Raw genomic sequence first — 25,458 nt, forward strand, 5'->3', positions numbered from 1 at the left:
ATGAGCGACCCTGCCGTCGGCGGCACCGCCGGCAGCGGCACCTCCCGTGGGCACACCTACCAGCCTCTCGGCGCATGGTGGCTCCTGCCGGCCGGACTGGCGGTCTCCGTGTGGCTGATCCTGGGTGGCGGCATCCGGGCCTACGGGTACGCGATGGCCGCCACTTTGCTGGTGGCGGCCATCGTGCGTGGGCTGCTCCCCAAGGAGCGCACCGGCGGGCTGGTCGTGCGCTCGCGCCTCTGGGACGTCGGGCTCCTGCTCGCGCTGGCCGCGGCGGCCGCCGTGCTGAGCTCGAGCCTGGTGATCCGCTAAGAGACCAGCCCCAGCTCGGTGACGGCGGTGCGCTCCTCGGAGAGCTCGGCGACCGAGGCGTCGATGCGTCCTCGGGAGAAGTCGTCGACCTCCAGCCCCTGCACGACCGACCAGTCCCCTCCGCTGGTGGTCACCGGGAACGAGGAGATGAGACCCTCCGGCACACCGTAGGACCCGTCCGAACGCACCGCCATCGACACCCAGTCGCCCTCAGCCGTGCCCCGCAGCCAGTCGCGGGTGTGGTCGATCGTGGCCGAGGCGGCCGAGGCCGCCGAGGAGGACCCACGCGCCTCGATGATCGCGGCGCCGCGCTTGGCGACCGTGGGGATGAAGGTGTCCTCCAGCCAGCCCTGGTCGTCGACGGTCTCGGCGGCGTTGCGACCGCGCACCTCGCAGTGGAACAGGTCAGGGTACTGCGTCGCCGAGTGGTTGCCCCAGATCGTCATCCGGCGGATGTCGGTGACGGAGGCGCCGGTGCGGTGGGCCAGCTGGGCGACGGCACGGTTGTGGTCCAGCCGGGTGAGCGCCGAGAACCGCTCCGTGGGGATGTCCGGGGCGTTGTGCATCGCGATGAGGGCGTTGGTGTTGGCCGGGTTGCCGGTCACCGTGATCCGCACGTCGTCTGCGGCGTGCTCGTTGAGGGCCCGACCCTGCCCGGTGAAGATGCCGCCGTTGGCCTCCAGCAGGTCGCCCCGCTCCATACCCTTGGTGCGGGGCCGGGCGCCCACGAGCAGGGCGATGTTCGCCCCGTCGAAGACGACGTCCGGGTCGTCGCCGATCTCCACCGAGGACAGCAGCGGGAACGCGCAGTCGTCGAGCTCCATCACGACGCCCTCGAGGGCCTTGAGCGCCGGGGTGATCTCCAGCAGGCGCAGCTCGACCGGGGTGTCCTTGCCCAGCATGTCGCCCGCCGCGATGCGGAAGAGGAGGTTGTAGCAGATCTGTCCGGCGGCGCCGGTCACGGCGACCTTGACGGGAGTGTTCACGAATGGACCCTTCGGTGCGGCTCGGATATGCGTCAGCGCGACGCTAGCACTGGCGCTCGCTGCGAGCGTGCGCACGATAGCCTGAGTCGAAGTCAGAGCACGCCACCCGCATCGATCCGAGGAGACGTCGCGCCCCATGGCCACGATCATCTACACCGTCACCGACGAGGCGCCCATGCTGGCCACGCACTCGTTGAAGCCCGTCGTGGAGGCCTTCGCCTCGACCGCCGGCATCGAGGTGGAGACACGTGACATCTCCCTGGCCGCCCGCATCCTGGCAGCCTTCGCCGAGCGGCTGCCGGAGGACCAGCAGGTGCCCGACGCCCTGGCCGAGCTCGGTGAGCTCACCGGCTCGCCGGAGGCCAACATCATCAAGCTGCCCAACATCAGCGCGTCCCTGCCGCAGCTCAAGGCGGCCGTCGCCGAGCTGCAGTCCCAGGGAGTGGACCTCCCGGACTACCCCGACGCGCCGTCCACCGAGGAGGAGCGCGACGCCCGCGCCCGGTACGACACGGTCAAGGGCAGTGCGGTCAACCCGGTGCTGCGGCAAGGCAACTCCGACCGCCGCGCCCCCGCCTCGGTGAAGCAGTACGCCCGCGCCCACCCGCACTCCATGGGGCAGTGGTCCGCCGACTCCCGCACGCAGGTCGCGACGATGGGCGCCGACGACTTCCGGTCCACCGAGCAGTCGGTGGTCACCGCCTCCGAGGACACCCTGAGCATCCGCCACGTGGGCACCGACGGCACGGTGACGGTGCTGAAGGAGTCGGTGCCGGTGCAGGCCGGCGAGGTCGTCGACAGCTCGGTGATGAGGGCAGCCGCGCTGCAGGCCTTCCTGGGCCGCCAGATCGCCGAGGCCAAGGAGCGCGGCGTGCTCTTCTCGCTGCACCTCAAGGCCACCATGATGAAGGTGTCCGACCCGATCATCTTCGGTCACGCCGTGCGCGCGTTCCTGCCCGACGTCTTCTCCACCTACGGGGACCAGCTCGCTGCGGCAGGGCTCAGTCCCAACAACGGGCTCGGCGGCATCCTGTCCGGCCTCGACGCCCTGCCGGAGGCCGTCCGTGCCGAGGTCGGCGAGGCCGTCCGGCGTGGCCTGGAGGAGGGGCCGGCCATGGCGATGGTCGACTCCGACAAGGGCATCACCAACCTGCACGTGCCCAGCGACGTCATCGTTGACGCGTCCATGCCGGCCATGATCCGCACCTCGGGGCAGATGTGGGGTCCGGACGGTGAGCCTGCCGACACCCTGGCGGTGCTGCCGGACAGCAGCTACGCCGGCATCTACCAGGTCGTCATCGACGACTGCCGGGCTCACGGCGCGTACGACCCCAGCACGATGGGCTCGGTGCCCAACGTGGGCCTCATGGCCCAGGCCGCTGAGGAGTACGGCAGCCACGACAAGACCTTCGAGATCGACAGCCCCGGCGCCGTGCAGGTCGTCGACGGCTCGGGCGAGGTGCTCCTGGAGCACACGGTGGCTGCCGGGGACATCTGGCGTGCCTGCCAGACCAAGGACGTCGCGATCCAGGACTGGGTCAAGCTCGCCGTCACCCGAGCCCGAGCCTCGCAGACACCTGCGGTCTTCTGGCTCGACGAGAGCCGGGCCCACGACGCCAACCTCGTCGCCAAGGTCACGGAGGCGCTCGCCCAGCACGACACCCAGGGCCTGGAGATCGACATCATGGCTCCCGTGCAGGCCATCGCCCACACCCTGGAGCGGATCCGGCGTGGCGAGGACACCATCTCGGTCACCGGCAACGTGCTGCGCGACTACCTCACCGACCTCTTCCCGATCCTGGAGCTCGGCACCAGCGCCAAGATGCTCTCGGTGGTCCCCCTCATCAGCGGCGGCGGACTGTTCGAGACCGGGGCCGGTGGCTCCGCTCCCAAGCACGTCCAGCAGCTGCTCAGCGAGAACTACCTGCGGTGGGACAGCCTCGGCGAGTTCCTCGCCCTCGCTGTCAGCTTCGAGCACCTCGCGGGGGTCACCGGCAACCAGCGTGCCCAGATCCTGGCCGACACCCTCGACCGGGCCACCGGCACCCTGCTCGACGAGGGCCGCTCGCCCAGCCGGGCCCTGGGCGGCATCGACAACCGGGGCAGCCACTTCTACCTGGCGCTCTACTGGGCGCGGGAGCTGGCTGTGCAGGACGAGGACACCGACCTCGCCCAGGCCTTCAGGGAGGTGGCCCGCCGCCTCGGTGAGCAGGAGGACGTCATCGTCCAGGAGCTGGTCGAGGTGCAGGGACGACCCGTGGACATCGGGGGCTACTACCGCCCCGACCCCGACCGGACCGCCGCGGTGATGCGCCCGTCGGCGACCTTCAACGAGGTGCTGGCCGAGCTGCACGACGGCTGACGGTGCCGCGGAGGACGCCCGGTGTCGTCCACGGTTGCAGCGCGCCAGGTCCTCGTTAGTGTCGACGTCGCACGTCAACCTCGAGCTATGGAGGCACCATGCAGATCGACAAGGCGCAGATCATCGAGTTCCTCAAGTCACGCGGTGAGCAGGACAAGGCCTCGCAGGCCGACTCCGAGCTGCCGCAGCAGGTGGACACCGAGCGCGACTCGGGGTTGCTGGAGAAGTACGGCATCGACCCGAAGGAGCTGATGGGCAAGCTCGGCGGGCTGGGCGGCGCCCTCGGCTGAGACACCACGACCTGTGGTCGGCGTGCCTCAGCCCCGCACGGCACGGCGGACGAAGTCGGCCAGGTCGGCGCTCTGCTTGACTCGGCTGGGCTCGTGGACGTACATCATGTGGCCGGCCGGGTAGTAGTGGTGCTCGATGCGCTCCAGGTCGTCGACCGGGACCGCCAGGGCGGCCAGCGTCTCCTCTGCACCACGGAAGGGGGTCGCCACGTCGAACCACCCGTAGGCGACGTGCACCCTTAGGTGGGGGTTGGCTCGCATCGCCCGCGCCAGGCGGGGGCTGACGTCCACGGAGCGCCCCTCGAAGTCGGCGTAGGACCACGGGTGCACCCGCGGTGAGATCTGCTCGTAGTGCAGGTCCGAGGCGTAGCCGAGGTCGACCCGCACGAGGTGGTTGAACGCTGCGGCGTAGGGGCCTGCGATGGCGTCGTGCGAGGGGTCGGCGTCGAACGTCTCCGCGTTGCCCGCCGCGGCCGGTCCGGTGAACCGCGCGTCGAGGCGCCCGACGACGCGCCGCTCGTCGCGCAGCAGCTCGGTGCAGAAGCGGATGTGCTCGACGCGCAGGTCGGCCCGGTCGACCCAGGCGGGCGACAGGCCGGTCAGCCGGGCGACCTTGCGCACGTGCTCGGCGCGCTCCTCACCCACCAGCCGACGTCCCTGCGACAGGGCCCACGGGTAGTCCCGCTCGCAGTAGTCGCGCGCCTCCTGGACGACCTCCTCCAGGGTGGCGTCACCGTGCCTGCCGTGTCGGTGGGCCACCGCGGCATACGTCGGCAGGAAGCTGACGAAGGCCCGGTCGGTGTCCGGCTCGTGCAGCCCGATGGAGCCCAGGTCGAGGACGGCCGAGATGAGCATGACGCCGTTGAGCGACAGGCTGTACCGGCTCTGCAGGTGGTCGGCCAGGGCCGCGGCGCGCAGCGTGCCGTAGGACTCGCCCGCCAGGAACTTGGGCGACATCCAGCGCTCGTTGCGTGCGGTCCACAGCCGGATCACCTCGCCGATCGACTCGATGTCCCCGCTGACGCCGTGGTAGCCCCCGGGCTTGCCGCCCTCGACCGCGCGGGAGTAGCCCGTGGAGACCGGGTCGATGAAGACGAGGTCAGAGACGGCCAGGAGCGACTCGGGGTTGTCGACCAGGTGGTAGGGCGGCGGCACCAGGTCACCGACGTCCCCCATACGCACCCGACGGGGCCCCATCAGCCCGACGTGCAGCCAGACCGAGGAGGAGCCCGGACCTCCGTTGAACGCGAAGGTCACCGGTCGGTCGCGCTCGCCGTCGGTCGCGACGTAGGAGGTCAGGAAGACCTCCGCACGCGGCACCACGCCGGTGAAGACGCCGTCGTCGTAGACCTCCTCGCGGAGCACGATGCGGCCTGTGGTGGCCGTGTAGTGCACGGTGCGGTCCTCGACCTGCAGGGTGTGCTCGGTCGTCACCAGGTCGTCGGTCGGGTCGGCCGGCGCCGTGGAGGACGTGTGACCCGGCGGCGTGGGCTCGGTCGGCTCCTGCTTCTCGCTCATGACCCGACTGTATGTCGGACCGGCCCGCCACCGTCCTCGGTCGCCGGTTGTAGGGTCGGCTCTTGTGGACAGCCAGCCCGAGGAGACCACCACCGTGGGTGTGGCCCTGCCGGTGCCGGACCCCTGGGGCAGTGACCTGCAGCAGGCCCGCATCCGGCTGGGTGACGTGCAGGCGCGCCACATCCCCACCCACATCACCCTGCTGCCACCCACGGCGGTGCCGGTGCCCGTGGTGACCCGGCTGCGCGCGCACCTCGACGGCGTGGCCTCCGGTCACCAGGCCTTCCCGGTCGTGCTCCGTGGCACCGGCACCTTCCGGCCGGTGTCCGACGTGGTGTTCATCCAGGTGGCCCGCGGTGTGGCCTCCTGCGAGGTGCTGGAGCGGCGCGTGCGCAGCGGCCCGGTGGAGCGCACGGTGCAGTTCCCCTACCACCCGCACGTCACGGTCGCGCACGACCTGGAGGAGTCCGCACTCGACCGTGCCTTCGAGCAGCTGGCCGACTTCACCTGCCGGTTCCTGGCCGACCGGATCCGGCTCTACGCACACAACGGCGACGGAGTCTGGCGGCACGACACCGAGTTCGTCCTGGGGCGCTAGGCGACGGACCGGCTGGTGTGGGCGACGGCCCGTGAGTAGTGGCGCACCAGCTCGCGGGTGAGGCGTCGCCAGGAGCGGTCCTCCACACGTCGCCTCCCTTCCGACCCCATGACCCGTCGGGTGGCCGCGGCGTCCGGCCCGACCAGGAGCGAGCTCACCGCGGCACGCAGTGCGCCGGCGCGGTCAGGGTCGAAGAGCAGCCCCGTGCGACCGTGCTCGATGAGGTCCACCGGGCCCCCGCGGGCGGGAGCCACGACCGGCAGGCCCGTGGCGGCGGCCTCCTGCAGGGTCTGGCCGAAGGTCTCGCGGGTGCCGCCGTGTACGAACAGGTCGAAGGCGGCGTAGCAGCGTGCGAGGTCGAGCCGCTCACGCCGTCCGAGGAACACCGCCCCGGGCAGCTGGCGGGCGAGGTCCTCCCGGCTCGGTCCCTCGCCGACCAGCACCAGCCGCGTGCCCGGCACGGTGTTGAGCTCGGCCAGCCGGTGGAGCTCCTTCTCCGGGGCCAGTCGGCCGACGTAGCCGAGAAGCGCCTCGCCGTGCGGCGCGAGCCGCTGCCGCAGGGCCAGGGTCTCGGCGTCCAGTGCCCGGTCGGGGTGGAAGAGCTCGGCATCCACCCCGCGGCCCCACAGTGCGGTGCGTGGTATGCCGTGGGCCTGCAGGTCCTCCAGCGCGGACGTCGAAGGGGCCAGGGTGAGGTCCGCGTGGGCGTGGATGCGACGGATCCACGCCCACGCGGCGCGCGCGGTCAGGTCGCCGGCCGGTCCGGAGTGCTGGCGGATGTAGCTCGGCATGTCGGTCTGGTAGACGGCCACCGTCGGCAGGCCCAGGGCCCGAGCGGCGATGAGACCTCGGACTCCCAGCACGAACGGCGAGGCGACGTGGACGACGTCGGGGCCGAACCGGTGCAGCACGGTCTCCAGCTCGTAGGAGGGCAGGCCGACCCGGAACTGCCGCACGGGGACGCTGGTGACGGGGTGGACGGGGAAGCCGGCATAGCGCTCGGGGGTGGCGACGGGGCTCCACGGGCTGGTGCCCGGAGCGATGACGACGGCGTCGTGGCCGTCGTCGCGCAGGCACTCCAGCACCTTGCAGACGCTCGTGGTGACCCCGTTGAGGGCAGGAAGGAACGACTCGGTCACGATGGCGACGCGCACGTGCTCCATCGTGGGAGCGTCGGGTGCCCGGTCGGCGACGTCGTCGGGTGCGGCGGATGTGCGGCGGGTGACCAGTGGGTGACCGACACCGTCCCGCCGCCGGGTCGGCGCGGGTTCCTGGGTCAGGTCCGTAGTCAGGTGAGGTCCTCCCGTCCACCGTGCTGGAGCATCTCGACGATTCCCTTGACATCCTGCACCCGCTCGCGGGTCGTGACCAGGATGACGTCCGGGGTGTCGATGACCACCACGTCGGGCACGCCGAGGGTCACGACGGTGCGGCCCCCGTGGGCCGCCACGACGCCGGTGCTGTCGCGGCTGAGCACCAGCTCCTGGGCTCCCAGGACCCGCAGCCCCGGGTGGGTCGTGGACTCCTCCAGCACGGAGGCCAGGGAGGCGAAGTCGCCGACGTCGTCCCACGGGAAGCGGGCAGGCACGACGGCCACCCTGCCCTGGGCGGCGGCGGGCTCGGCCACGGCATGGTCGATGGCGATGCGGGGGAGGTCGTCCCAGACCTCGTCCATGGCTGCGGGGTCGTCCGCGATGCGGCGCAGCCCCGCGACCAGCTCGGGATGCCACTGGGCCAGGAGCTCCAGCAGGGTGCCGGCGCGGACGACGAAGATGCCGGCGTTCCACAGGTGGTGGCCGTCGGCGACGTAGGACCGGGCGACGTCCACGGCAGGCTTCTCCACGAACCGGACCACACGGTGGGCGTCCGGTGCGCCGGTGACGGCATAGGTCTCGCCCACCTCGACGTAGCCGTAGCCGGTGGCGGGGTAGGTGGGGGTGATGCCCAGGGTCACCAGGGCACCCTCGCGGGCCATGGCGACCGCCTGGGTCACGCAGTCGCGGAAGACGGACGTGTCGCCGATGACGTGGTCGGCGGCGAACGAGCCGAGCACGGCGTCGGGGTCACGGCGCTCCAGCACGGCTGCCGCGAGGCCGATGGCCGGCATCGAGTCACGGGGGCTGGGCTCGACCAGCACCGAGTCCGTGCCGAGGTCGGGCAGGCTCTGCCGCACCGCCTCGACGTGCCGGGCGCCGGTGACCACGAGGAGCCGGTCGTCGCAGAGGGGGGTCAGCCGCTGCACGGTGGCCTGGAGCAGGCTGTGCCCGCTGCCGGTGAGGTCCTGGAGGAACTTGGGGGAGGCCCGGCGTGACAACGGCCAGAGGCGGGTGCCCGAGCCGCCGGCCGGGATCACACCGTAGAAGCCGGGGATCTCGGAAGGAGGGCTGGTCATCGGGTCAGTCTAGGGCGAGGGCCTCGGTAGGCTTGCGTGCCGTGCCCGCTCCTCACACCCGCCTGCTCACCGCCGGCTACTCCTCGGTCCTGCGTCCGGTGCTCTTCGGGCTGGACCCCGAGCGGGCCCACCACGCGACCCTGCGAGCCGCCCAGGTGCTGGGTGCGACCGGGCCGGGCCGGAGCCTGGCCCGCACGCTCTCGGGGGACTGCACGGCTGCCGACGCTCCCGTGGAGGTGCTCGGCCTGCGCTTCCGCAACCGGGTGGGGCTGGCCGCGGGCATGGACAAGGACGGGCGGGCCCTGGCCGCCTGGGGGGCGCTCGGCTTCGGCCACGTCGAGCTCGGCACCGTGACCGCCGTGCCCCAGCCGGGCAACCCCCGCCCGCGCATGGCCCGTCTGCCCCGCAGCCGGGCCGTCATCAACCGGATGGGCTTCAACAACGCAGGTGTGCACGCCCTCGCGGAGCGGCTGCGGCGGGCGCGGGAGGCGGGCCTGGTCGACGTGCCGGTCGGGGTGTCCGTCGGCAAGAGCAAGGTGACCCCTGTGGAGCACGCGGTCGACGACTACCTGGTCTCGGTGCGCGCGGTGACGGGTCTGGCCGACTACCTGGCCGTCAACGTCTCCAGCCCGAACACCCCGGGGCTGAGGTCGCTGCAGGACGCCGGCCCGCTGCGGGAGCTGCTCGCGGCCGTCGTGACCCAGGCGGGCGACGTGCCGGTGCTCGTGAAGCTCGCTCCGGACCTCACGGACCAGGCGGTCGACGAGGCCCTCCAGGTCGCCGGGGACACGGGGGTGTCCGGCGTCATCGCGACCAACACGACACTGTCGCGGGACGGCGTCCATCCGCAGGAGCGACATACCGCCGAGCAGCCCGGCGGGCTCAGCGGTGCCCCGCTCACCGAGCGCAGCAGGGCGGTCGTGGCCCGCATCACCGCGACGACGGACTTCCCCGTCATCGGGGTCGGTGGCCTCATGACGGCCGACGACGCAGCGCGCATGCTGGACGCAGGTGCAAGCCTGGTGCAGCTCTACACCGGTCTGGTCTACGCCGGGCCGGCCCTTGTGGGCGAGGTGGCTTGCCTCTAGCCTGACCGGAAACCGACCGAGGGGACGTGGCCATGGGCGACGGCGCAGCATCCTGGATCAGCATCATCCCGCCCGTGCTGGCGATCGTCCTGGTTATCAGCACCAAGAAAGTGCTGGTCAGCCTGGGGGCGGGGGTGCTCAGCGCGGCCTTCATCGTGGCGGGCTACAACCCCCTGGAGACCCTCTCGCTGGTGTGGGAGGCCTTCTCCGGCATCTTCTGGGAGGAAGGCGCGGTCAACACCTACTACGTCTACATCCTGGTCTTCACGCTGATGCTCGGCATGATCGCCGCCCTGATCCTGATGGCGGGGGGCAGTGCCGCCTTCTCGGAGTGGGCCGTCCAGCGCATCACCTCGCGACGTGGGGCACAGGCGCTGGCCGCGATCCTCGGCGTCGTCATCTTCATCGACGACTACTTCAACGCCCTGGCGGTGGGGCAGGTCGCCCGCCCGGTGACCGACCGGCACCGTGTCGCCCGGGCCAAGCTCGCCTACCTCATCGACTCCACGTCGGCGCCCGTGGCCGTGCTGGCACCGTTCTCGAGCTGGGGTGCCAGCATCATCGGCATCATGGCGCCGATCGTGGCGGCCTCCACGCTGGCCGTCAGCGACGTGCAGGCCTTCGTGATCGCCGCCGGGATGAACTACTACGCCAGCGGTGCCCTGATCCTGGTCGCGATCGTCGTGGTCTTCCAGCTCGACGTCGGCCCCATGCGCAAGGAGGAGCACCGGGCCCTCGTCCACGGTGAGACCTACGACGACTCGCTCGACATCCCCGGTGAGCTCGCCGAGGACCTCCCGGTCCACGAGCCCGGTGCGATGCGGGCCCTTATCGTGCCCTTCCTCGCGCTCGTCCTCGGTGTCCTGGGAGGGATCGTCTACACGGGGTACACCGGGGCCGAGGAGCCGAGCTGGTCGCCGCTGGACATCCTGGCCAGCACCGACGTCACGGCTGCCCTGATCTTCGGTGGCGTGCTCGGCATGGCGTTCGCCCTCTACTACTACTGGCGCTACACCTCGGCCAACCCGCGGTTCGGCGCCTCGACCCTCGGCCGCGGCCTGCTCGAGGGCATCAAGTCGATGGCGCCCGCGGTCTACATCCTGCTGCTCGCCTGGATGCTCGGGGCGCTGATCTCCGAGCTCGGCACGGGGGAGTACCTCGGCGGACTGGTCGAGGACGCGAACATCGCGCCTGAGTGGCTCATCCCCGTGATGTTCGTCCTGGCCGGTGCGATGGCCTTCTCGACCGGCACCTCCTGGGGCTCCTTCGGCATCCTGCTGCCGATCGCGGGGGACATCATGAACTCCGTCGGCGAGGCCGAGCTCCTGCTCCCGGCGCTGGGGGCCGTGCTGGCCGGCGCGGTCTTCGGCGACCACTGCTCACCGATCTCGGACACGACGATCCTGTCCTCGACGGGCGCCAGCTGCAACGTGATCACCCACGTCACGACGCAGCTGCCGTACGCCGTTACCGGTGCCGTAGGCGCCCTGAGCGGGTACGTCGTGTTCTCCCTGACGCTGAACGGATGGCTGGGCTTCGGTGCGATGGTCGTCGTGCTCCTGGGGCTCGGCCTGGCCGCCAGCAGGGCGGTGTCCAGGCTCGAGGACGAGGTGGCGGAGGACCGGTCGGTAGCCTGAGCGCATGACGGACGAGCGCACCGAGTCAGGACTGCCGCTGAAGGCGGTCTACGGGCCGCAGGACCTCGAGGGCTTCGACCCCGGCGCCGTGCTCGGGGAGCCCGGCGAGTATCCCTACACCCGGGGTGTCTACCCCTCGATGTACACGGGTCGACCCTGGACGATGCGGCAGTATGCCGGGTTCGGCACCGCCACCGAGTCGAACGCCCGCTACCACGAGCTGGTCGCCAACGGCACCGGTGGGCTCTCGGTCGCCTTCGACCTGCCCACCCAGATGGGCTACGACAGCGACCATGACCTGGCCCACGGCGAGGTCGGCAAGGTCGGCGTGGCGGTCGACTCGCTCGACGACATGCGCCGGCTCTTCGACGGGCTGCCGCTCGACAGCGTGTCCACGTCGATGACCATCAACGCCACCGCGGCGAGCCTGCTGCTGATGTACCAGCTCGTGGCCGAGGACCAGGGCATCGCCGCGGACCGCCTCACCGGCACGGTCCAGAACGACGTGCTGAAGGAGTACATCGCGCGGGGCACCTACATCTACCCGCCGGCCCAGTCGCTGCGCCTCATCAGCGACACCTTCGCGTACTGCCACCGGGAGCTGCCCCGCTGGAACACGATCTCCATCTCGGGCTACCACATGGCCGAGGCCGGGGCGACGCCGGCGCAGGAGATCGCCTTCACCCTGGCCAACGCCAAGGAGTACGTGCGGGCAGCGCTGGCTGCGGGTCTGGACGTCGACGACTTCGCGCCGCGGCTGTCCTTCTTCTTCGTCGCGCGGACCACCCTGCTGGAGGAGGTCGCCAAGTTCCGTGCCGCGCGCCGGATCTGGGCCCGCATCATGAAGGAGGAGTTCGGCGCCACCAACCCCAGGTCCCTGATGCTCCGCTTCCACACGCAGACGGCGGGCGTGCAGCTGACCGCGCAGCAGCCCGAGGTCAACCTGGTGCGGGTCGCGCTGCAGGGCCTGGGGGCCGTGCTGGGGGGAACACAGTCGCTGCACACCAACGCCTTCGACGAGGCGATCGCGCTGCCGACGGCGAAGTCCGCACGGCTGGCGCTGCGGACGCAGCAGGTGATCGCCTACGAGACCGATGTCACCAAGACCGTCGACCCCTTCGCCGGGTCGTACGTGATGGAGTCGCTCACCGACGACATGGAGGAGGCGGTCCTGGCCCTGATCCAGGCCGTCGAGGACCGCGGGGGTGCGGTCCGCGCCATCGAGGAGGGCTTCCAGAAGAGCGAGATCGAGCGCACCGCATACCGCACCGCCCAGGAGATCGACTCCGGGGAGCGGGTGGTCGTCGGGCTCAACCGCTACGCGATCGCCGAGTCCGAGCCCTACCAGCCACTGCGCGTGGACCCGGCCATCGAGGCGGCCCAGTGCGCACGCCTCACACGACTGAGGCAGGAGCGGGACGGCGCGTCCGTCACCGAGGCCCTCGGCCGGGTCCGGGCGGCCGCACGGGGCACGGACAACGTCCTGGTGCCGATGAAGGACGCGCTGCGCGCCGGCGCGACCGGGGGCGAGGTGGCCGACGCGCTGCGGGAGGAGTGGGGGCAGTACGTCCCACGGGAGACCTTCTGAGACGGGCGATAGCGGTTTCCCGGCGGGCTGGCGGTATGGTCCGTTGTGACCTGCTCCCCACCGCGAAGCCCTTGACGTGACTGCCGAGACCCTCCCCAGGACGATGCCCCCCAGCGAACTTGCCGCACAGGTGTCCGCAGCCGTCGAGGAGCTGCGACCCTCGCTGTTGCGCTGGCGCCGGGAGCTGCACCGTCACCCCGAGGTGTCCTGGCAGGAGCACCGCACCACGGCCGTGGTCATCGAGCACCTCACCGACGCCGGCGTCCGGGTGAGCCCGCTGCCGGGCTCGGGTGCGGTCGCCGACCTCGGTGCCCCCGAGCCGTCCCGGCGGATCGCGCTGCGCGCCGACCTCGACGCGCTGCCGTTGGACGAGGCGACCGGGCTGGAGTTCGCCTCACGCAACCCGGGCGTGTGCCACGCCTGCGGTCACGACGTCCACACCGTGGGGGTGCTCGGGGCGGGGCTGGCCCTGGCGCGCGTCCAGGACGACCTGGTCAGGCTCGGCATCGGGGTGCGGCTGATCTTCCAGCCCGCGGAGGAGACCATCCCCGGTGGGGCCCACAAGGTCATGTCGACAGGCGCGCTAGACGGGGTCGACCGGCTCTTCGCGGTGCACTGCGACCCCTCCATCGACGTCGGCACGGTCGGGCTGCGCGTCGGCGCGATCACCGCGGCCTCCGACTCGGTGCACGTGATGCTGACGGGGCGCGGCGGACACACCTCGCGGCCGCATCTCACCCAGGACCTGGTGTACGCGCTCGGCAAGGTGATCACCGACGTGCCGGCCGTGCTGTCACGGCGCCTGGACCCCCGTTCCGGGACGGCGCTGGTCTGGGGGGCCGTGCGGGCGGGCACCGTGTCCAACGTGATCCCGGCCTCGGGTGAGTGCGTGGGCACGCTGCGGATGCTGGACGCACAGACCTGGGACACCACGGGGCGGCTCATCGAGGAGATCGTGCACAGCGTGGTCAGCCCCTACGGTGTCCGCGCGACGGTGCGGCACGTCAAGGGCGTGCCGCCGGTCGTCAACGACGCAGCTGCCGTGGCCGCCTTCGAGGCCGCCGCCCGTCGCGTGGTCGGCGAGGACTCGGTCGTCCCGACCCCCCAGTCTCTCGGCGGTGAGGACCTGGGGTGGTACCTCACCGAGGTGCCCGGCGCCATGGCCCGGCTGGGCACGCGCTCACCGGGTGGCCCCACCTTCGAGCTGCACCAGGGTGACCTGGTGGTCGACGAGGAGTCGGTCATGCACGCGGCCCAGCTCATGGCCGCCGTCGCGCTGCGCTGACCCCCGGCGGGAGATTGGTCACACTTGGGTCACGCCCATGGGTGGCGGCCTCACGCACCCTCTACTCAGGGGTAGTATGCGCCCGGTGAGCCGTCTTCCCTGGTCGGCCCACGCTCTGCCTTTACCATCACGAAGGAGATCCCCGTGCGACGGGTTCTGAAGCTCGCAGCCGTGACAGCAGCTGCCACCCTGACGCTCGCCGCGTGCGGCGACGCCCCCGAGGACGACACCGCGGACGCCGGCAACGGCGCCGACAGCGGCTCGGCCACCAGCGACGACACCGGCGCCGCCCCCGGTGACGGTGCCGCCACCGGTGACGGTGCCGACTTCCAGGCCTGCATGGTCTCCGACTCCGGCGGTTTCGACGACCAGTCGTTCAACCAGTCGGGCCGTGAGGGCATGGAGGCGGCCGAGGAGGCGCTGGGCATCCAGACCACCCTGGTCGAGTCCCAGTCCGACGCCGACTACGCGACCAACGTCAACACCTTGGTCTCGCAGGGCTGCAACATCACCATCGGCGTCGGCTTCCTCCTCGAGGACGCCATCCAGGCCGGTGCCGAGGACAACCCGGACACCAACTTCGCGCTGATCGACTCCGCCTTCTCGGACACCGACTTCAACGCGGTCGAGCTGGACAACGCCAAGCCGATCCTGTTCAACACCGCAGAGGCGAGCTTCCTGGCGGGCTACCTGGCTGCCGGCATGTCCGAGACCGGCACCGTCGCCACCTTCGGCGGCCTGCAGATCCCGTCGGTGGCAATCTTCATGGACGGCTTCGCCGACGGTGTGGACCTCTACAACGAGGACAACGACGCCGACGTCCAGCTCCTGGGCTGGGACAAGGAGGCCCAGAACGGCTCCTTCTCCGGTGACTTCGAGAACCAGAGCCAGGGCCAGACCCTGACCGAGCAGTTCATCGCCCAGGGTGCCGACATCATCATGCCGGTCGCCGGCCCGGTCGGCCTGGGGGCTGCCGCGGCCGCCGAGGGCGAGGAGGGCACGAAGATCATCTGGGTCGACTCCGACGGCTACAACTCCACGGAGTACGGCGACCTCATGCTCACCTCCGTGCTGAAGCAGATCGGCCCGGCGGTGGAGGACACCATCACCGAGTCCTACGAGGACGGCTTCACCAACGAGCCCTACGTCGGCACGCTGGAGAACGACGGTGTCGGCCTGGCCGAGTTCCACGACTTCGACGGTGACGTGCCGCAGGAGCTGAAGGACCGTCTGACCGAGCTCGAGCAGCAGATCGTCGACGGCGAGCTCACCGTCGAGTCCCCGAACTCCCCCTGACCCGGGACCGGTAGGACCCACTGCGACAGCGGCCCGGCCCCAGGGGGTCGGGCCGCTGTCGTCCACTCCCCCTGTGACGAAGGAGCGGTCGGGCGATGAAGCTCGAGCTACGCGGCATCACCAAGGTCTTCGGGTCTCTGGTGGCCAACGACCACATCGACCTGGTGGTCGAGCCCGGCGAGATCCACGCACTCCTGGGCGAGAACGGCGCCGGCAAGAGCACCCTCATGAACGTGCTCTACGGCCTCTACGACCCGGACGACGGCGAGATCCTGCTCGACGACCGGCCGGTGACCTTCACCGGGCCCGGTGACGCCGTGGCGGCCGGCATCGGCATGGTGCACCAGCACTTCATGCTCGTGCCGGTCTTCACGGTCGCCGAGTCCGTGGCACTGGGCTACGAGCCCACAGGGCGCGCAGGGGTGCTCGACCTGGACCGGGCGCGCCGGCGTGTCGCGGAGATCAGCGAGCGCTTCGGCTTCCACGTCGACCCCGACGCCCTGGTGGAGGACCTGCCGGTCGGGGTCCAGCAGCGCGTGGAGATCATCAAGGCCCTGTCGCGGGACGCGCAGGTGCTCATCCTGGACGAGCCCACGGCGGTCCTGACCCCCCAGGAGACCGACGAGCTGATCAGCATCATGGGGGAGCTCAAGGAGGTCGGCACCTCCATCGTCTTCATCACCCACAAGCTGCGCGAGGTGCGCGCGATCGCCGACCGGATCACGGTCATCCGGCGCGGTAAGGTCGTCGGTGAGGCCAGGCCGACCTCCTCGGAGACCGAGCTGGCCAGCATGATGGTCGGCCGCTCCGTCTCCCTGTCCGTGGTCAAGACCCCGGCCGACCCGGGAGCCTCCGCCTTCCAGGTGAAGGACCTCACGGTGCTCAGCCCGACCGGGACCCCGGTGGTCGACCGGGTGAACCTCGACGTACGGGCAGGCGAGATCCTGTGTGTCGCAGGGGTCCAGGGCAACGGGCAGACCGAGCTGGCCGAGGCCATCCTGGGGCTGCACGAGGCGGCCGCCGGCTCCATCGTGCTCGACGGGCAGGACCTACGGGGCAAGGGCGTGCGGGAGCGGCTGCGCGCCGGCATCGGCTTCGTCCCGGAGGACCGGTCGACCGACGGCGCGATCGCCTCCTTCACGATCGCCGAGAACCTGGTGCTCGACCTCTACGACACCCCCGAGTTCGCCCGCGGTGTCACCATGAGCCCGGCCAAGGTGCAGGCGAACGCCGAGCAGCTCACCCAGGAGTTCGACGTCCGGCTCACCGACGTCCGGGACCCCATCTCCACCCTGTCCGGCGGCAACGCCCAGAAGGTCGTGCTCGCCCGCGAGCTCTCCCGCCCCCTGAGCCTCCTCGTGGCCTCCCAGCCGACGCGCGGGCTCGACGTCGGGTCCATCGAGTTCGTGCACCAGCGCGTGGTCGCCGAACGCGACAAGGGCACCCCGGTCATCATCGTCTCGACCGAGCTCGACGAGGTCATCGCCTTGGCCGACCGCGTCGCGGTCATGTACCGGGGGCGGGTCGTGGGGGTCGTCGACGCGGCCCAGGCCGGCGGCGTCGACCGGGACGTCCTGGGCCTGATGATGGCCGGTGTCCCGTACGAGGAGGCCACGGCCCAGGCGGCCGAGCACCAGTCCACCCTGGCCATGGCCGACCAGGGACACCTTCCCCATGAGGAGCAGCCGTGAGCGACCCCTCGGTCACCCCGCCCGTCACCTCACCCTCCGCCGAGGACGGCCCCCGGCGGTCGCAGCTGAGTGACGACCTGATGCGCCGTGTCCTCGGTGGCAACGTCATGATCTCCGTCCTGGCCGTCGTGCTGGCCCTGGTCATCGGCGGTTTCCTCATCGCCTTCGCCGACGAGGAGGTGCGGGAGGCCGCCACCTACTTCTTCTCCCGGCCCGCTGACTTGCTCAGCGCGGCCTGGCAGGCGGTGAGCGAGGCCTACGTCGCGCTCTTCCGCGGTGCGATCTTCGACTGGCAGGCAGCCACCTTCGTCGGGCAGGTCAGACCGCTGACCGAGTCGGTCGTCTTCGCCGTGCCTCTCGTGCTGGCCGGCCTGGGCATCGCCGTCGGCTTCCGTGCGGGCCTGTTCAACATCGGCGCGCAGGGCCAGATCATCCTGGGCGCCATCTTCGCGTCCTACATCGGCTTCGCCTGGGACCTCCCGGTGGGCCTGCACCTGCTGCTCGCCGTCCTGGGCGGCGCGGTCGGCGGGGCGGTGTGGGGGGCCATCCCGGGCGGGCTCAAGGCACGCTTCGGCGCCAACGAGGTGATCGTCACGATCATGCTCAACTACATCGCGGTGTACCTGATCAGCTACATCCTGAAACAGCCGGTGTTCAACCCCGGCCGCTCCGGGCAGCGCAGCCCGAACGTCGCCGACTCCGCGACCTACCCGCTGCTCATCCCCGACTGGCTGGTGCCGGGCAACAACTTCCGCCTGCACTGGGGCGTCGTCGTGGCTCTGCTCGCCACGGTCTTCGTGTGGTGGCTGCTGGAGCGCTCGACCATCGGCTTCGAGCTGCGCGCTGCGGGCGCCAACCCACATGCGGCCCGGACCGCGGGCATGTCGGTCGGTCGCACCATCTTCATCACCATGGTCATCGCCGGTGGTCTCGCGGGTCTCGCCGGCACCGCCCAGGTGCTCGGCACCGAGGGAGCACTGACAGCAGGTGTCGCGGCCTCCTACGGGTTCGACGCGATCACCGTCGCGCTCCTGGGCCGGTCCCGACCCCTGGGCACCCTGGTCGCGGGGCTGCTCTTCGGCGCGCTGAAGGCCGGTGGGTTCCTCATGCAGTCGCTGACGCAGACGCCGATCGACATCGTGCTCGTCGTCCAGTCGGTCATCGTGCTGCTCATCGCGGCCCCGCCCCTGGTCCGTGCCGTGTTCAGGGTGCCTGACCCGACCAAGCCCCGTCGCCGGTCCGGTGCGACGCGCACGAAGGAGGTCGCCGCATGAGCACCGTCACCGCCCCCGAGCGGGCCGACGCGGCCCCCGCCGAGGAGCAGGTGCTGGCCAGGATCAGCTACCGCACCCCGGTCATGTATGCCCTGGCCGGTCTGGTGACCCTGTTCGTCTTCGCCGTCGGCACCGACCCCGACGCGAGCACCACGTTCCAGCTGGCCTCCGGGTCGAGCTGGTTCACCATCCCGAACTTCGGCGTCCCCTCCCTGGTCGGGGCGCTCCTGCTCGCGGCCGCACAGCTGGCCGCAGCCGGCTGGGCCTACGTCCTGCTGCGGTCGCGACGGGGCGTCCCGGTCTGGCTGCACCTGCTCGTGGGCGTCGCCTTCGTCGTCTCGTTCCTGGTCTGGGCCGGCGCGGGGCGCACCTCGGTCATCCCGGTCACCTCGCTCCTCGCCGGCGCGCTCGCGCTGTCGGTGCCGCTCATCTTCGGAGCGATGTCGGGCGTCATCTGTGAGCGCAGTGGTGTCATCAACATCGCGATCGAGGGCCAGCTGCTCTTCGGTGCGTTCGTGGCCGCTGCCATCGCCTCGCAGTTCGCCAGTGGGTATGCCGGGCTGGCGGCGGCGCCGTTCGCCGGTGCGGCGGTGGGAGCGCTTCTCGCCTGGTTCGCGGTGAGCTTCCGGGTCAACCAGATCATCGTCGGCGTGGTGCTCAACACCCTGGTGATCGGTCTGACCGGGTTCCTCTTCTCCACCCTGATGGCCGACGACCCGGGGTCGTGGAACGCCCGACAGCCGCTCGGCGTCATCCGCATCCCGGTGCTCTCGGAGATCCCGGTGCTGGGACCGGTGCTGTTCCAGCAGACGATCCTGGTCTACATCATGTACGTCCTGGTGGCCGTGCTGCAGTTCATGCTGTTCCGCAGCCGCTGGGGTCTGCGCACCCGGGCCGTGGGTGAGCACCCGAAGGCCGCCGACACCGTCGGGATCAAGGTGAACACCCGCCGCGTGTGGAACGTCGTGCTCGGCGGTGCCGTCGCCGGGCTGGGTGGGGCCTTCTTCACGGTGGGCTCGGGTCTGGCCTTCGGCCGGGAGATGTCGGCAGGCCAGGGCTACATCGCGCTGGCGGCCATGATCCTGGGCAAGTGGAACCCCAGGCTCGCCGTGCTGGCCGCGCTGCTGTTCGGCTTCTCCAAGAACCTCGGCAACGTCCTGTCCACCATCGGCAGCGGCGTGCCCTCGGAGCTGCTGCTGATGCTGCCGTACATCATTACCATCTTTGCCGTGGCCGGCTTCGTCGGCCGCGTCCGACCCCCCGCCGCGAACGGCACCGCCTACACGAAGGACTGACCATGTCGACCATCGACTGGAGCCACCTGCAGGAGCGAGCTGCCGCGGTGATGCAGCAGGCCTACGCGCCCTACTCGCACTTCCCGGTGGGTGCGGCAGGGCTCGTGGACGACGGCCGGGTCGTGACGGGCTGCAACGTCGAGAACGCCGGCTACGGCGTCACGCTGTGTGCCGAGTGTGGGATGGTCAGCGAGCTGGTGGCCGGTGGGCGCGGCCGGCTCGTTGCCGTGGTGGTCGTGGATGCCCGTGGCGAGGCGATCATGCCGTGCGGCCGCTGCCGACAGCTCATCTGGGAGCACGGGGGAGCGGACTGCGTGCTGCTGACACCCGAGGGCCCGCTGCCGATGCGCGAGGTGCTGCCCCAGGCGTTCGGTCCGGAGGCTCTCGGGAAGGTCTGACCGGATGCGGGTCCCACCACCTGCTCAGCGGAGCAGGACCTCCTTGGGCATGCCGTGTGCCAGCAGGCGGGTGGCATGCTCGCCGTCCCGCGCGAGGTAGAGGGTGGTGCCCTGCACGCCGGCGACCTTGCTCTGCAGCGAGGCGCAGGTGCCGGAGTCGAGCGCCATCCGGCCCTCGTCCTCCGGCAGGAACGAGGGGTTGGCGGCGCTGTCCGCGCCGTCCTTGCGGCTCACCCGGGTGGCGTCCAGGGGCGCGTGCGACATCGCTCGGGCCAGCTCGTCCATGAGCCCCCGGTCGTGCGGCGTGCCCTTCTCGGGCGTCCCGAAGAGCAGCGAGCCCTCGCGCACGGCATACGGCTGGACGGCGAAACCTGCGCTGCGCTCCCGTGACATGACCGTGTAGGAGATCGCCTCGCCCCCGTCGTCCAGCTGCACCTTCGCAGCGAGCGCCAGGGCCTGGGGGGCGAGCCCCACGGCGAGAGTGTGGGCGCACGCCAGGGTGACCGCCGTCCGCGGTGACGTCACGACGCACAGCACCCGGTCGTCACGCAGGGCGACGACGGTGGGGAACATCGTGTGCTCCCCGTCGGAGCGGGTGAGGGCGCGCTGTTTGAGGTTGGTGACGGGTGGCACGATGAGGGCCATAGCCTGCGCGAGATTCACGCGGGCCAGGATGTCACACAGGAGGACGCAACACATGAGCGAGGACTTCGATGCCGTGGATGTCATCCGGGCCAAGCGGGACCGTCACCCCCTGACCACCGCCCAGATCGACTGGGTGGTCGACGCCTATACGCGCGAGGTCGTCGCGGACGAGCAGATGTCCGCGCTGGCGATGGCCGTCCTGCTCAACGGCATGGACCGTCGCGAGATCGCCGACTGGACGGCCGCCATGATCGCCTCCGGCGAGCGGATGGACTTCTCCGGACTCTCCCGCCCGACGGCCGACAAGCACTCGACAGGCGGGGTGGGCGACAAGATCACGCTGCCCCTCGCACCCCTGGTCGCTGCCTGCGGGGTGGCCGTGCCCCAGCTGTCCGGTCGGGGGCTGGGGCACACCGGTGGCACCCTCGACAAGCTGGAGTCCGTCCCAGGGTGGCGGGCAGCACTGTCCAACGAGGAGATGTTCGCCCAGCTCGAGGACGTAGGTGCGGTCATCTGTGCCGCGGGCTCCGGGCTCGCTCCCGCGGACAAGCGGCTCTACGCCCTGCGCGACGTCACGGGCACGGTCGAGGCCATCCCGCTCATCGCCTCCTCGATCATGTCCAAGAAGATCGCGGAGGGCACCGGCACGCTGGTGCTCGACGTCAAGGTCGGCAGCGGCGCCTTCATGAAGGACCTGGACGACGCCCGCGAGCTCGCTCGCACGATGGTGGCGCTCGGCACGGATGCCGGGGTCCACACCGTGGCGCTGCTCACCGACATGGAGACACCCCTGGGGCTCACCGCCGGCAACGCCCTCGAGGTGCGTGAGAGCGTCGAGGTGCTGGCCGGTGGCGGTCCCTCCGACGTCGTCGACCTCACCGTCGCCCTGGCACGCGAGATGCTCGCAGGGGCCGGGCGCACCGACGAGGACCCCGCCGAGGCGCTGCGTGACGGGCGGGCCATGGACACCTGGCGGCGCATGATCGCGGCCCAAGGGGGTGACCCGGACGCCGAGCTGCCGGTGGCCCAGGAGAGGCACGAGGTCACCGCAGAGCGCGACGGGGTGCTGGGCCGTCTCGACGCCCTCGCCGTCGGGGTCGCCGCGTGGCGGCTCGGCGCCGGGCGGGCCCGCAAGGAGGACCCGGTGCAGGCCGGGGCAGGGGTCGAGATGCACGCCAAGCCCGGGGACCGCGTGCGCGCCGGCCAGCCCTTGCTCACCCTGCACACCGACACCCCGGAGCGGTTCGCGCGCGCCGAGGAGATCCTCCAGGACAGCTACGACATCGTCGACGACGTCGCCGATGCGTCGACGCACGACCTCGTGCTCGACCGGGTCTCCGCCCGCTAGCCGGGCGACCCGGCAGCCAGGTCAGAGGCCCTTGGGGTGCCAGACGGTCTTCGTCTCCACGAACGCCTGCATCCGGGCGGTCCCCGGCTCGGCTGTGAAGTCCTCCTCCACCGCAGCGGGGCCGCGCCCCGCCGGTCGGAGCACGCGGGTGACGCTCTCTGCCGCCGCCAGCTCCAGCTCACCCCAGGCCAGGTCCTCGACCCCGGCCGTGCCGGTCAGGTCGATCGCGTTGACGTCGCGGTGCGAGGCCAGCCACGGGGCCACCTCGGCGGTGTGGCAGGTCACGATGTTCACGACGCCGCCCGGCACGTCGGAGGTCGCCAGCGCCTCGGCCAGGTCGACCGCCGGCAGGGGCCGCTGCCGGCTGGGGAGCACCACGCACGTGTTCCCGGTCACGATCGCAGGCGCGACGACCGAGACCAGGCCGAGCAGCGAGGACTCCTGCGGGGCGAGCAGCGCCACCACGCCGGTCGGCTCAGGGGCGGAGATGTTGAAGAACGGTCCGGCGACCGGGTTGACGGTGCTGGTGACCTGCGCGAACTTGTCGGCCCACCCGGCATACCAGACCCACCTGTCGATGGCCGCGGAGACGACGGCCTCGGCGCGAGCGGGGGTCAGGCCCTCCCCGATGCGCACGTCCTCCACGAACGTCGAGCGCCGGGACTCCATCACCTCCGCGATGCGGTAGAGCACCTGCCCACGGTTGTAGGCCGTGGCCCCGGACCACCCGCCGACCGCCTTGCGCGCAGCGGCGACGGCGTTGCGGGCGTCCTTGCGGGAGCCCTTCGCGACGTTCGCCAGGAAGACGGGCGTCGACCCGCGGGAGCCGCGCGGCGCGGCGTACACCTCGTAGGAGCGCCCCGACTCGCTGCGGGGGAACGCCCCGCCGATGTAGAGCTTGTAGGTCTTGCGGACGTCGACCCGTCCGGCCGCGGGGGCTCGGCGGGCGCTGGTGGACGTGCTCACGTGGCGTCTCCCGTCGTGACGTAGGCAGCCAGCCCGTGGCGGCCGCCCTCGCGGCCGTAGCCGCTCTCCTTGTACCCGCCGAAGGGACTGGTCGGGTCGAACTTGTTGAAGGTGTTGGCCCACACCACGCCGGCCCGCAGCTGGTCGGCCATCCACAGGATGCGCGACCCCTTCTCCGTCCAGATGCCCGCGGAGAGCCCGTAGGGGGTGTTGTTGGCCTTGGCCACCGCCTCGCCGGGGGTGCGGAAGGTCAGCACCGACAGGACCGGGCCGAAGATCTCCTCCTGGGCGATCCGGTGGGTCTGGCTGACCCCGGTGAACACGGTCGGACGGAACCAGAAGCCCTTGCTCGGCAGCTCGCACTCCGGGCTCCACCGGGTCGCGCCCTCGGCCTCGCCGGCCTCGCTGAGCTCGGTGATCCGGTCGAGCTGTGCCCGGGAGTTGATGGCGCCGACGTCGGTGTTCTTGTCCAGCGGGTCACCGACGCGCAGTGTCTCCAGGCGGCGCTTGAGCCGGGCCTCGACCTGGTCGGCGATCGACTCCTGCACCAGCAGCCGCGACCCGGCGCAGCAGACGTGGCCCTGGTTGAAGAAGATGCCGTTGACGATGCCCTCGACCGCCTGGTCGAGCGGCGCGTCGTCGAAGACGATGTTGGCGGCCTTGCCGCCGAGCTCCAGCGTGGCCTTCTTGCGCGTGCCCGCGATGGTGCGGGCGATCGCCTTGCCGACACCCGTGGACCCCGTGAAGGCCACCTTGTCCACGTCCTCGTGCCCGACCAGCGCCTGCCCCGTGGGACCGGCGCCGGTGATGATGTTGACGACGCCCGCCGGCAGGTCGGCCTGCTGGCACACCTGCGCGAACAGCAGCGCGGTCAGCGGCGTGGTCTCGGCCGGCTTGAGCACGACCGTGTTGCCGGTGGCCAGTGCCGGGGCGATCTTCCAGGCCAGCATCAGCAGCGGGAAGTTCCAGGGGATGACCTGGCCGACCACGCCGTGGGGGCGCGGGTCCGGACCGAGGCCGGCGTAGTCGAGCTTGTCCGCCCACCCCGCGTGGTAGAAGAAGTGTGCCGCTGCCGTCGGGACGTCGACGTCGCGGCTCTCCTTGATCGGCTTGCCGTTGTCCAGGCTCTCCAGCACCGCGAACTCGCGGGCCCGCTCCTGCAGGATGCGCGCGATGCGGAAGAGGTACTTGCCCCGGTCGGCGCCGCTCATCCGTGACCAGACGCGGGTGTAGGCGGTGCGGGCTGCGGCGACCGCCCGGTCGACGTCCTCGGCACTCGCCTCGGTGACCTCGGCCAGCACCTCCTCCGTCGCGGGGCTGATGGTCTTGAACGTGCCGCCACCCTGGCTGTCGGTGAACTCACCGTTGATGAACAACCCGTAGGAGGAGGCGATGTCCACGACGGCGCGGGACTCCGGCGCGGGGGCGTACTCGAAGGTCGGCATGGTTGCTGTCCTTTGTGGGGTGTCCGGCGGTCAGTACAGGCTGGGGGAGTCGTCGGCGACGTAGTCGGCGCCCGAGTAGGCGCCGGTGCGCATCCGCTGACGCTGCAGCAACAAGTCGTTGAGCAGGCTGGAGGCGCCGAAGCGGAACCAGAAGGGGTCGAGCCAGTCCTCGCCGGCGATCTCGTTGACCGTCACCAGGAAGGTGATCGCGTCCTTGCTGGTGCGGATGCCGCCGGCCGGCTTCACACCGACCTGCACCCCCGTGAGCTCGCGCCAGTCTCGGACCGCCTCCAGCATGACGAGCGTGACCGGCAGGGTGGCCGCGGGCTGCACCTTGCCCGTCGAGGTCTTGACGAAGTCACCTCCGGCGAGCATGGCCAGGTAGGAGGCGCGCCGCACGTTGTCGTAGGTCACGAGCTCGCCGGTCTCCAGGATGACCTTGAGCCGGGCGCCACCGCAGACGCGCTTGACCTCGACGATCTGCTCGAAGACCGTCCGGTAGTCGCCGGAGAGGAAGGCGCCGCGGTCGATGACCATGTCGATCTCGTCGGCGCCGGCGCTCACGGCGTCCGCGGTGTCGGCGAGCTTGACCGCCAGGCTGGCCCGGCCGCTCGGGAAGGCCGTCGCCACGGCAGCGACCTTGACACCGCTGCCGTCGCCGAGGGTCTGTCTGGCCACCGGCACCATGTCGCCGTAGACGCACACGGCTGCCGGACGGGGGGTGCTCAGGTCGGTGGGGTCAGGGGACAGCGCCTTGGTGCACAGACCACTCACCCGGCCGGGGGTGTCGGCCCCTTCGAGCGTGGTGAGGTCGATCATCCCGATCGCGGTGTCGATCGCCCACTCCTTGGAGGTGGTCTTGACCGACCGCGTGCCCAAGGAGGCCGCGCGCGCCTCGCAGCCCACCTGGTCCACCCCCGGAAGGCCCTGCAGCCAGGACGAGAGGGCCGGGTTGGTCAGCCGCGAGACGCCGAGGATGTCCCGGGCACGGCTTTCGGCATCGGTCTCGGTAGGGGTGCTCACCGGGTGAGTTTAACGCCGTCG

22 protein-coding genes are annotated in these 25,458 nt (G+C 71.1%); 14 read left to right on the forward strand and 8 right to left on the reverse strand.

From position 1 onward, the window contains the following. On the forward strand, window positions 1–312 hold the full coding sequence (locus tag LVO85_RS06015) for a DUF3017 domain-containing protein (RefSeq protein WP_232746503.1): 312 nt from the start codon (window positions 1–3) through the stop codon (window positions 310–312). Here the strand turns inward: LVO85_RS06015 and LVO85_RS06020 are convergent. Beyond that, window positions 309–1,298, reverse strand: a complete 990-nt coding sequence (locus tag LVO85_RS06020; RefSeq protein WP_232746504.1) for a malate dehydrogenase — start codon at window positions 1,296–1,298, stop codon at window positions 309–311. The genes LVO85_RS06015 and LVO85_RS06020 overlap by 4 nt on opposite strands. Before the next feature lie 136 nt (window positions 1,299–1,434). On the opposite strand from LVO85_RS06020, the gene LVO85_RS06025 reads away from it, so the two are divergent. Together LVO85_RS06025 and LVO85_RS06030 are read left to right on the forward strand one after the other, a co-directional pair. Further along, window positions 1,435–3,660 carry an NADP-dependent isocitrate dehydrogenase gene (locus tag LVO85_RS06025; RefSeq protein ID WP_232746505.1) on the forward strand — a complete coding sequence of 742 codons (2,226 nt, stop codon included), beginning with the start codon at window positions 1,435–1,437 and terminating at the stop codon, window positions 3,658–3,660. 98 nt (window positions 3,661–3,758) lie between these two features. Continuing rightward, entirely contained in the window at window positions 3,759–3,950 is a 192-nt protein-coding gene (locus tag LVO85_RS06030) for a hypothetical protein (protein WP_232746506.1), read from the forward strand. Between the two features lie 27 nt (window positions 3,951–3,977). Here LVO85_RS06030 and LVO85_RS06035 read toward each other — a convergent pair whose 3' ends face one another. Next, window positions 3,978–5,468, reverse strand: a complete 1,491-nt coding sequence (locus LVO85_RS06035; protein WP_232746507.1) for a S10 family peptidase — start codon at window positions 5,466–5,468, stop codon at window positions 3,978–3,980. A gap of 64 nt (window positions 5,469–5,532) precedes the next feature. On the opposite strand from LVO85_RS06035, the gene LVO85_RS06040 reads away from it, so the two are divergent. Beyond that, a complete protein-coding gene (locus LVO85_RS06040) occupies window positions 5,533–6,066 on the forward strand; it encodes a 2'-5' RNA ligase family protein (RefSeq protein ID WP_232746508.1) in 534 nt (177 codons plus the stop codon). Here the strand turns inward: LVO85_RS06040 and LVO85_RS06045 are convergent. Then, complete coding sequence (locus LVO85_RS06045) at window positions 6,063–7,229, reverse strand: glycosyltransferase family 4 protein (protein WP_269813040.1); 1,167 nt, start codon at window positions 7,227–7,229, stop codon at window positions 6,063–6,065. The genes LVO85_RS06040 and LVO85_RS06045 overlap by 4 nt on opposite strands. Before the next feature lie 125 nt (window positions 7,230–7,354). Next, window positions 7,355–8,458 carry a mannose-1-phosphate guanylyltransferase gene (locus LVO85_RS06050; protein WP_232746509.1) on the reverse strand — a complete coding sequence of 368 codons (1,104 nt, stop codon included), beginning with the start codon at window positions 8,456–8,458 and terminating at the stop codon, window positions 7,355–7,357. 41 nt (window positions 8,459–8,499) lie between these two features. Here LVO85_RS06050 and LVO85_RS06055 point away from each other — a divergent pair, with 41 nt between their 5' ends. From LVO85_RS06055 to LVO85_RS06095, 9 genes are all read left to right on the forward strand, one after another. Then, on the forward strand, window positions 8,500–9,546 hold the full coding sequence (locus LVO85_RS06055; RefSeq protein WP_232746510.1) for a quinone-dependent dihydroorotate dehydrogenase: 1,047 nt from the start codon (window positions 8,500–8,502) through the stop codon (window positions 9,544–9,546). 32 nt (window positions 9,547–9,578) lie between these two features. Next, window positions 9,579–11,183: a Na+/H+ antiporter NhaC family protein gene (locus tag LVO85_RS06060; protein WP_232746511.1), complete on the forward strand. Its 1,605-nt coding sequence runs from the start codon at window positions 9,579–9,581 to the stop codon at window positions 11,181–11,183. Window positions 11,184–11,187: 4 nt separating this feature from the next. Further along, entirely contained in the window at window positions 11,188–12,771 is a 1,584-nt protein-coding gene (locus LVO85_RS06065) for an acyl-CoA mutase large subunit family protein (RefSeq protein WP_232746512.1), read from the forward strand. Between the two features lie 103 nt (window positions 12,772–12,874). Then, window positions 12,875–14,056 carry an amidohydrolase gene (locus LVO85_RS06070; protein ID WP_232746848.1) on the forward strand — a complete coding sequence of 394 codons (1,182 nt, stop codon included), beginning with the start codon at window positions 12,875–12,877 and terminating at the stop codon, window positions 14,054–14,056. A gap of 144 nt (window positions 14,057–14,200) precedes the next feature. Then, window positions 14,201–15,352: a BMP family lipoprotein gene (locus LVO85_RS06075; protein ID WP_232746513.1), complete on the forward strand. Its 1,152-nt coding sequence runs from the start codon at window positions 14,201–14,203 to the stop codon at window positions 15,350–15,352. 95 nt (window positions 15,353–15,447) lie between these two features. Further along, window positions 15,448–17,043: an ABC transporter ATP-binding protein gene (locus tag LVO85_RS06080; protein WP_232746514.1), complete on the forward strand. Its 1,596-nt coding sequence runs from the start codon at window positions 15,448–15,450 to the stop codon at window positions 17,041–17,043. Continuing rightward, complete coding sequence (locus LVO85_RS06085) at window positions 17,040–18,317, forward strand: ABC transporter permease (protein ID WP_408637672.1); 1,278 nt, start codon at window positions 17,040–17,042, stop codon at window positions 18,315–18,317. Before LVO85_RS06080 ends, LVO85_RS06085 begins: the two co-directional genes overlap by 4 nt. Then, entirely contained in the window at window positions 18,314–19,612 is a 1,299-nt protein-coding gene (locus tag LVO85_RS06090) for an ABC transporter permease (protein WP_232746515.1), read from the forward strand. The genes LVO85_RS06085 and LVO85_RS06090 overlap by 4 nt, the downstream gene beginning before the upstream one ends. 2 nt (window positions 19,613–19,614) lie before the next feature. Beyond that, window positions 19,615–20,010, forward strand: coding sequence for a cytidine deaminase (locus LVO85_RS06095; RefSeq protein ID WP_232746516.1), 396 nt, complete (start codon window positions 19,615–19,617; stop codon window positions 20,008–20,010). Between the two features lie 24 nt (window positions 20,011–20,034). On the opposite strand, the gene LVO85_RS06100 is transcribed toward LVO85_RS06095, so the two are convergent. Then, complete coding sequence (locus LVO85_RS06100) at window positions 20,035–20,673, reverse strand: hypothetical protein (protein ID WP_232746517.1); 639 nt, start codon at window positions 20,671–20,673, stop codon at window positions 20,035–20,037. Window positions 20,674–20,707: 34 nt separating this feature from the next. Between LVO85_RS06100 and LVO85_RS06105 the strand changes: the two genes are divergently transcribed. After that, a complete protein-coding gene (locus LVO85_RS06105) occupies window positions 20,708–22,003 on the forward strand; it encodes a thymidine phosphorylase (RefSeq protein ID WP_232746518.1) in 1,296 nt (431 codons plus the stop codon). A gap of 21 nt (window positions 22,004–22,024) precedes the next feature. Here LVO85_RS06105 and LVO85_RS06110 read toward each other — a convergent pair whose 3' ends face one another. The 3 genes from LVO85_RS06110 to deoC are packed head-to-tail and all read right to left on the reverse strand — an operon-like array spanning window position 22,025 to window position 25,437. After that, a complete protein-coding gene (locus tag LVO85_RS06110) occupies window positions 22,025–22,969 on the reverse strand; it encodes an aldehyde dehydrogenase family protein (RefSeq protein WP_232746519.1) in 945 nt (314 codons plus the stop codon). Further along, on the reverse strand, window positions 22,966–24,414 hold the full coding sequence (locus LVO85_RS06115) for an aldehyde dehydrogenase family protein (RefSeq protein ID WP_232746520.1): 1,449 nt from the start codon (window positions 24,412–24,414) through the stop codon (window positions 22,966–22,968). The genes LVO85_RS06110 and LVO85_RS06115 overlap by 4 nt, the downstream gene beginning before the upstream one ends. 30 nt (window positions 24,415–24,444) lie before the next feature. Next, on the reverse strand, window positions 24,445–25,437 hold the full coding sequence (deoC, locus tag LVO85_RS06120; RefSeq protein WP_232746521.1) for a deoxyribose-phosphate aldolase: 993 nt from the start codon (window positions 25,435–25,437) through the stop codon (window positions 24,445–24,447). Window positions 25,438–25,458: the final 21 nt, after the last annotated feature.

Origin of the sequence: Ornithinimicrobium sediminis, from assembly GCF_021272345.1 — a bacterium.
Classification (GTDB): Bacteria; Actinomycetota; Actinomycetes; order Actinomycetales; family Dermatophilaceae; genus Ornithinicoccus; species Ornithinicoccus sediminis_B.

What these genes read in the sequence shown, in the direction of transcription:
- LVO85_RS06015 (WP_232746503.1), top strand. Translation starts at nt 1, where the DNA reads ATGAGCGACCCTGCCGTCGGCGGCACCGCCGGCAGCGGCACCTCCCGT.
- LVO85_RS06025 (WP_232746505.1), top strand. Translation starts at nt 1,435, where the DNA reads ATGGCCACGATCATCTACACCGTCACCGACGAGGCGCCCATGCTGGCC.
- LVO85_RS06030 (WP_232746506.1), top strand. Translation starts at nt 3,759, where the DNA reads ATGCAGATCGACAAGGCGCAGATCATCGAGTTCCTCAAGTCACGCGGT.
- LVO85_RS06035 (WP_232746507.1), bottom strand. Translation starts at nt 5,468, where the DNA reads ATGAGCGAGAAGCAGGAGCCGACCGAGCCCACGCCGCCGGGTCACACG.
- LVO85_RS06045 (WP_269813040.1), bottom strand. Translation starts at nt 7,229, where the DNA reads ATGGAGCACGTGCGCGTCGCCATCGTGACCGAGTCGTTCCTTCCTGCC.
- LVO85_RS06050 (WP_232746509.1), bottom strand. Translation starts at nt 8,458, where the DNA reads ATGACCAGCCCTCCTTCCGAGATCCCCGGCTTCTACGGTGTGATCCCG.
- LVO85_RS06060 (WP_232746511.1), top strand. Translation starts at nt 9,579, where the DNA reads ATGGGCGACGGCGCAGCATCCTGGATCAGCATCATCCCGCCCGTGCTG.
- LVO85_RS06065 (WP_232746512.1), top strand. Translation starts at nt 11,188, where the DNA reads ATGACGGACGAGCGCACCGAGTCAGGACTGCCGCTGAAGGCGGTCTAC.
- LVO85_RS06070 (WP_232746848.1), top strand. Translation starts at nt 12,875, where the DNA reads ATGCCCCCCAGCGAACTTGCCGCACAGGTGTCCGCAGCCGTCGAGGAG.
- LVO85_RS06080 (WP_232746514.1), top strand. Translation starts at nt 15,448, where the DNA reads ATGAAGCTCGAGCTACGCGGCATCACCAAGGTCTTCGGGTCTCTGGTG.
- LVO85_RS06090 (WP_232746515.1), top strand. Translation starts at nt 18,314, where the DNA reads ATGAGCACCGTCACCGCCCCCGAGCGGGCCGACGCGGCCCCCGCCGAG.
- LVO85_RS06095 (WP_232746516.1), top strand. Translation starts at nt 19,615, where the DNA reads ATGTCGACCATCGACTGGAGCCACCTGCAGGAGCGAGCTGCCGCGGTG.
- LVO85_RS06105 (WP_232746518.1), top strand. Translation starts at nt 20,708, where the DNA reads ATGAGCGAGGACTTCGATGCCGTGGATGTCATCCGGGCCAAGCGGGAC.
- LVO85_RS06115 (WP_232746520.1), bottom strand. Translation starts at nt 24,414, where the DNA reads ATGCCGACCTTCGAGTACGCCCCCGCGCCGGAGTCCCGCGCCGTCGTG.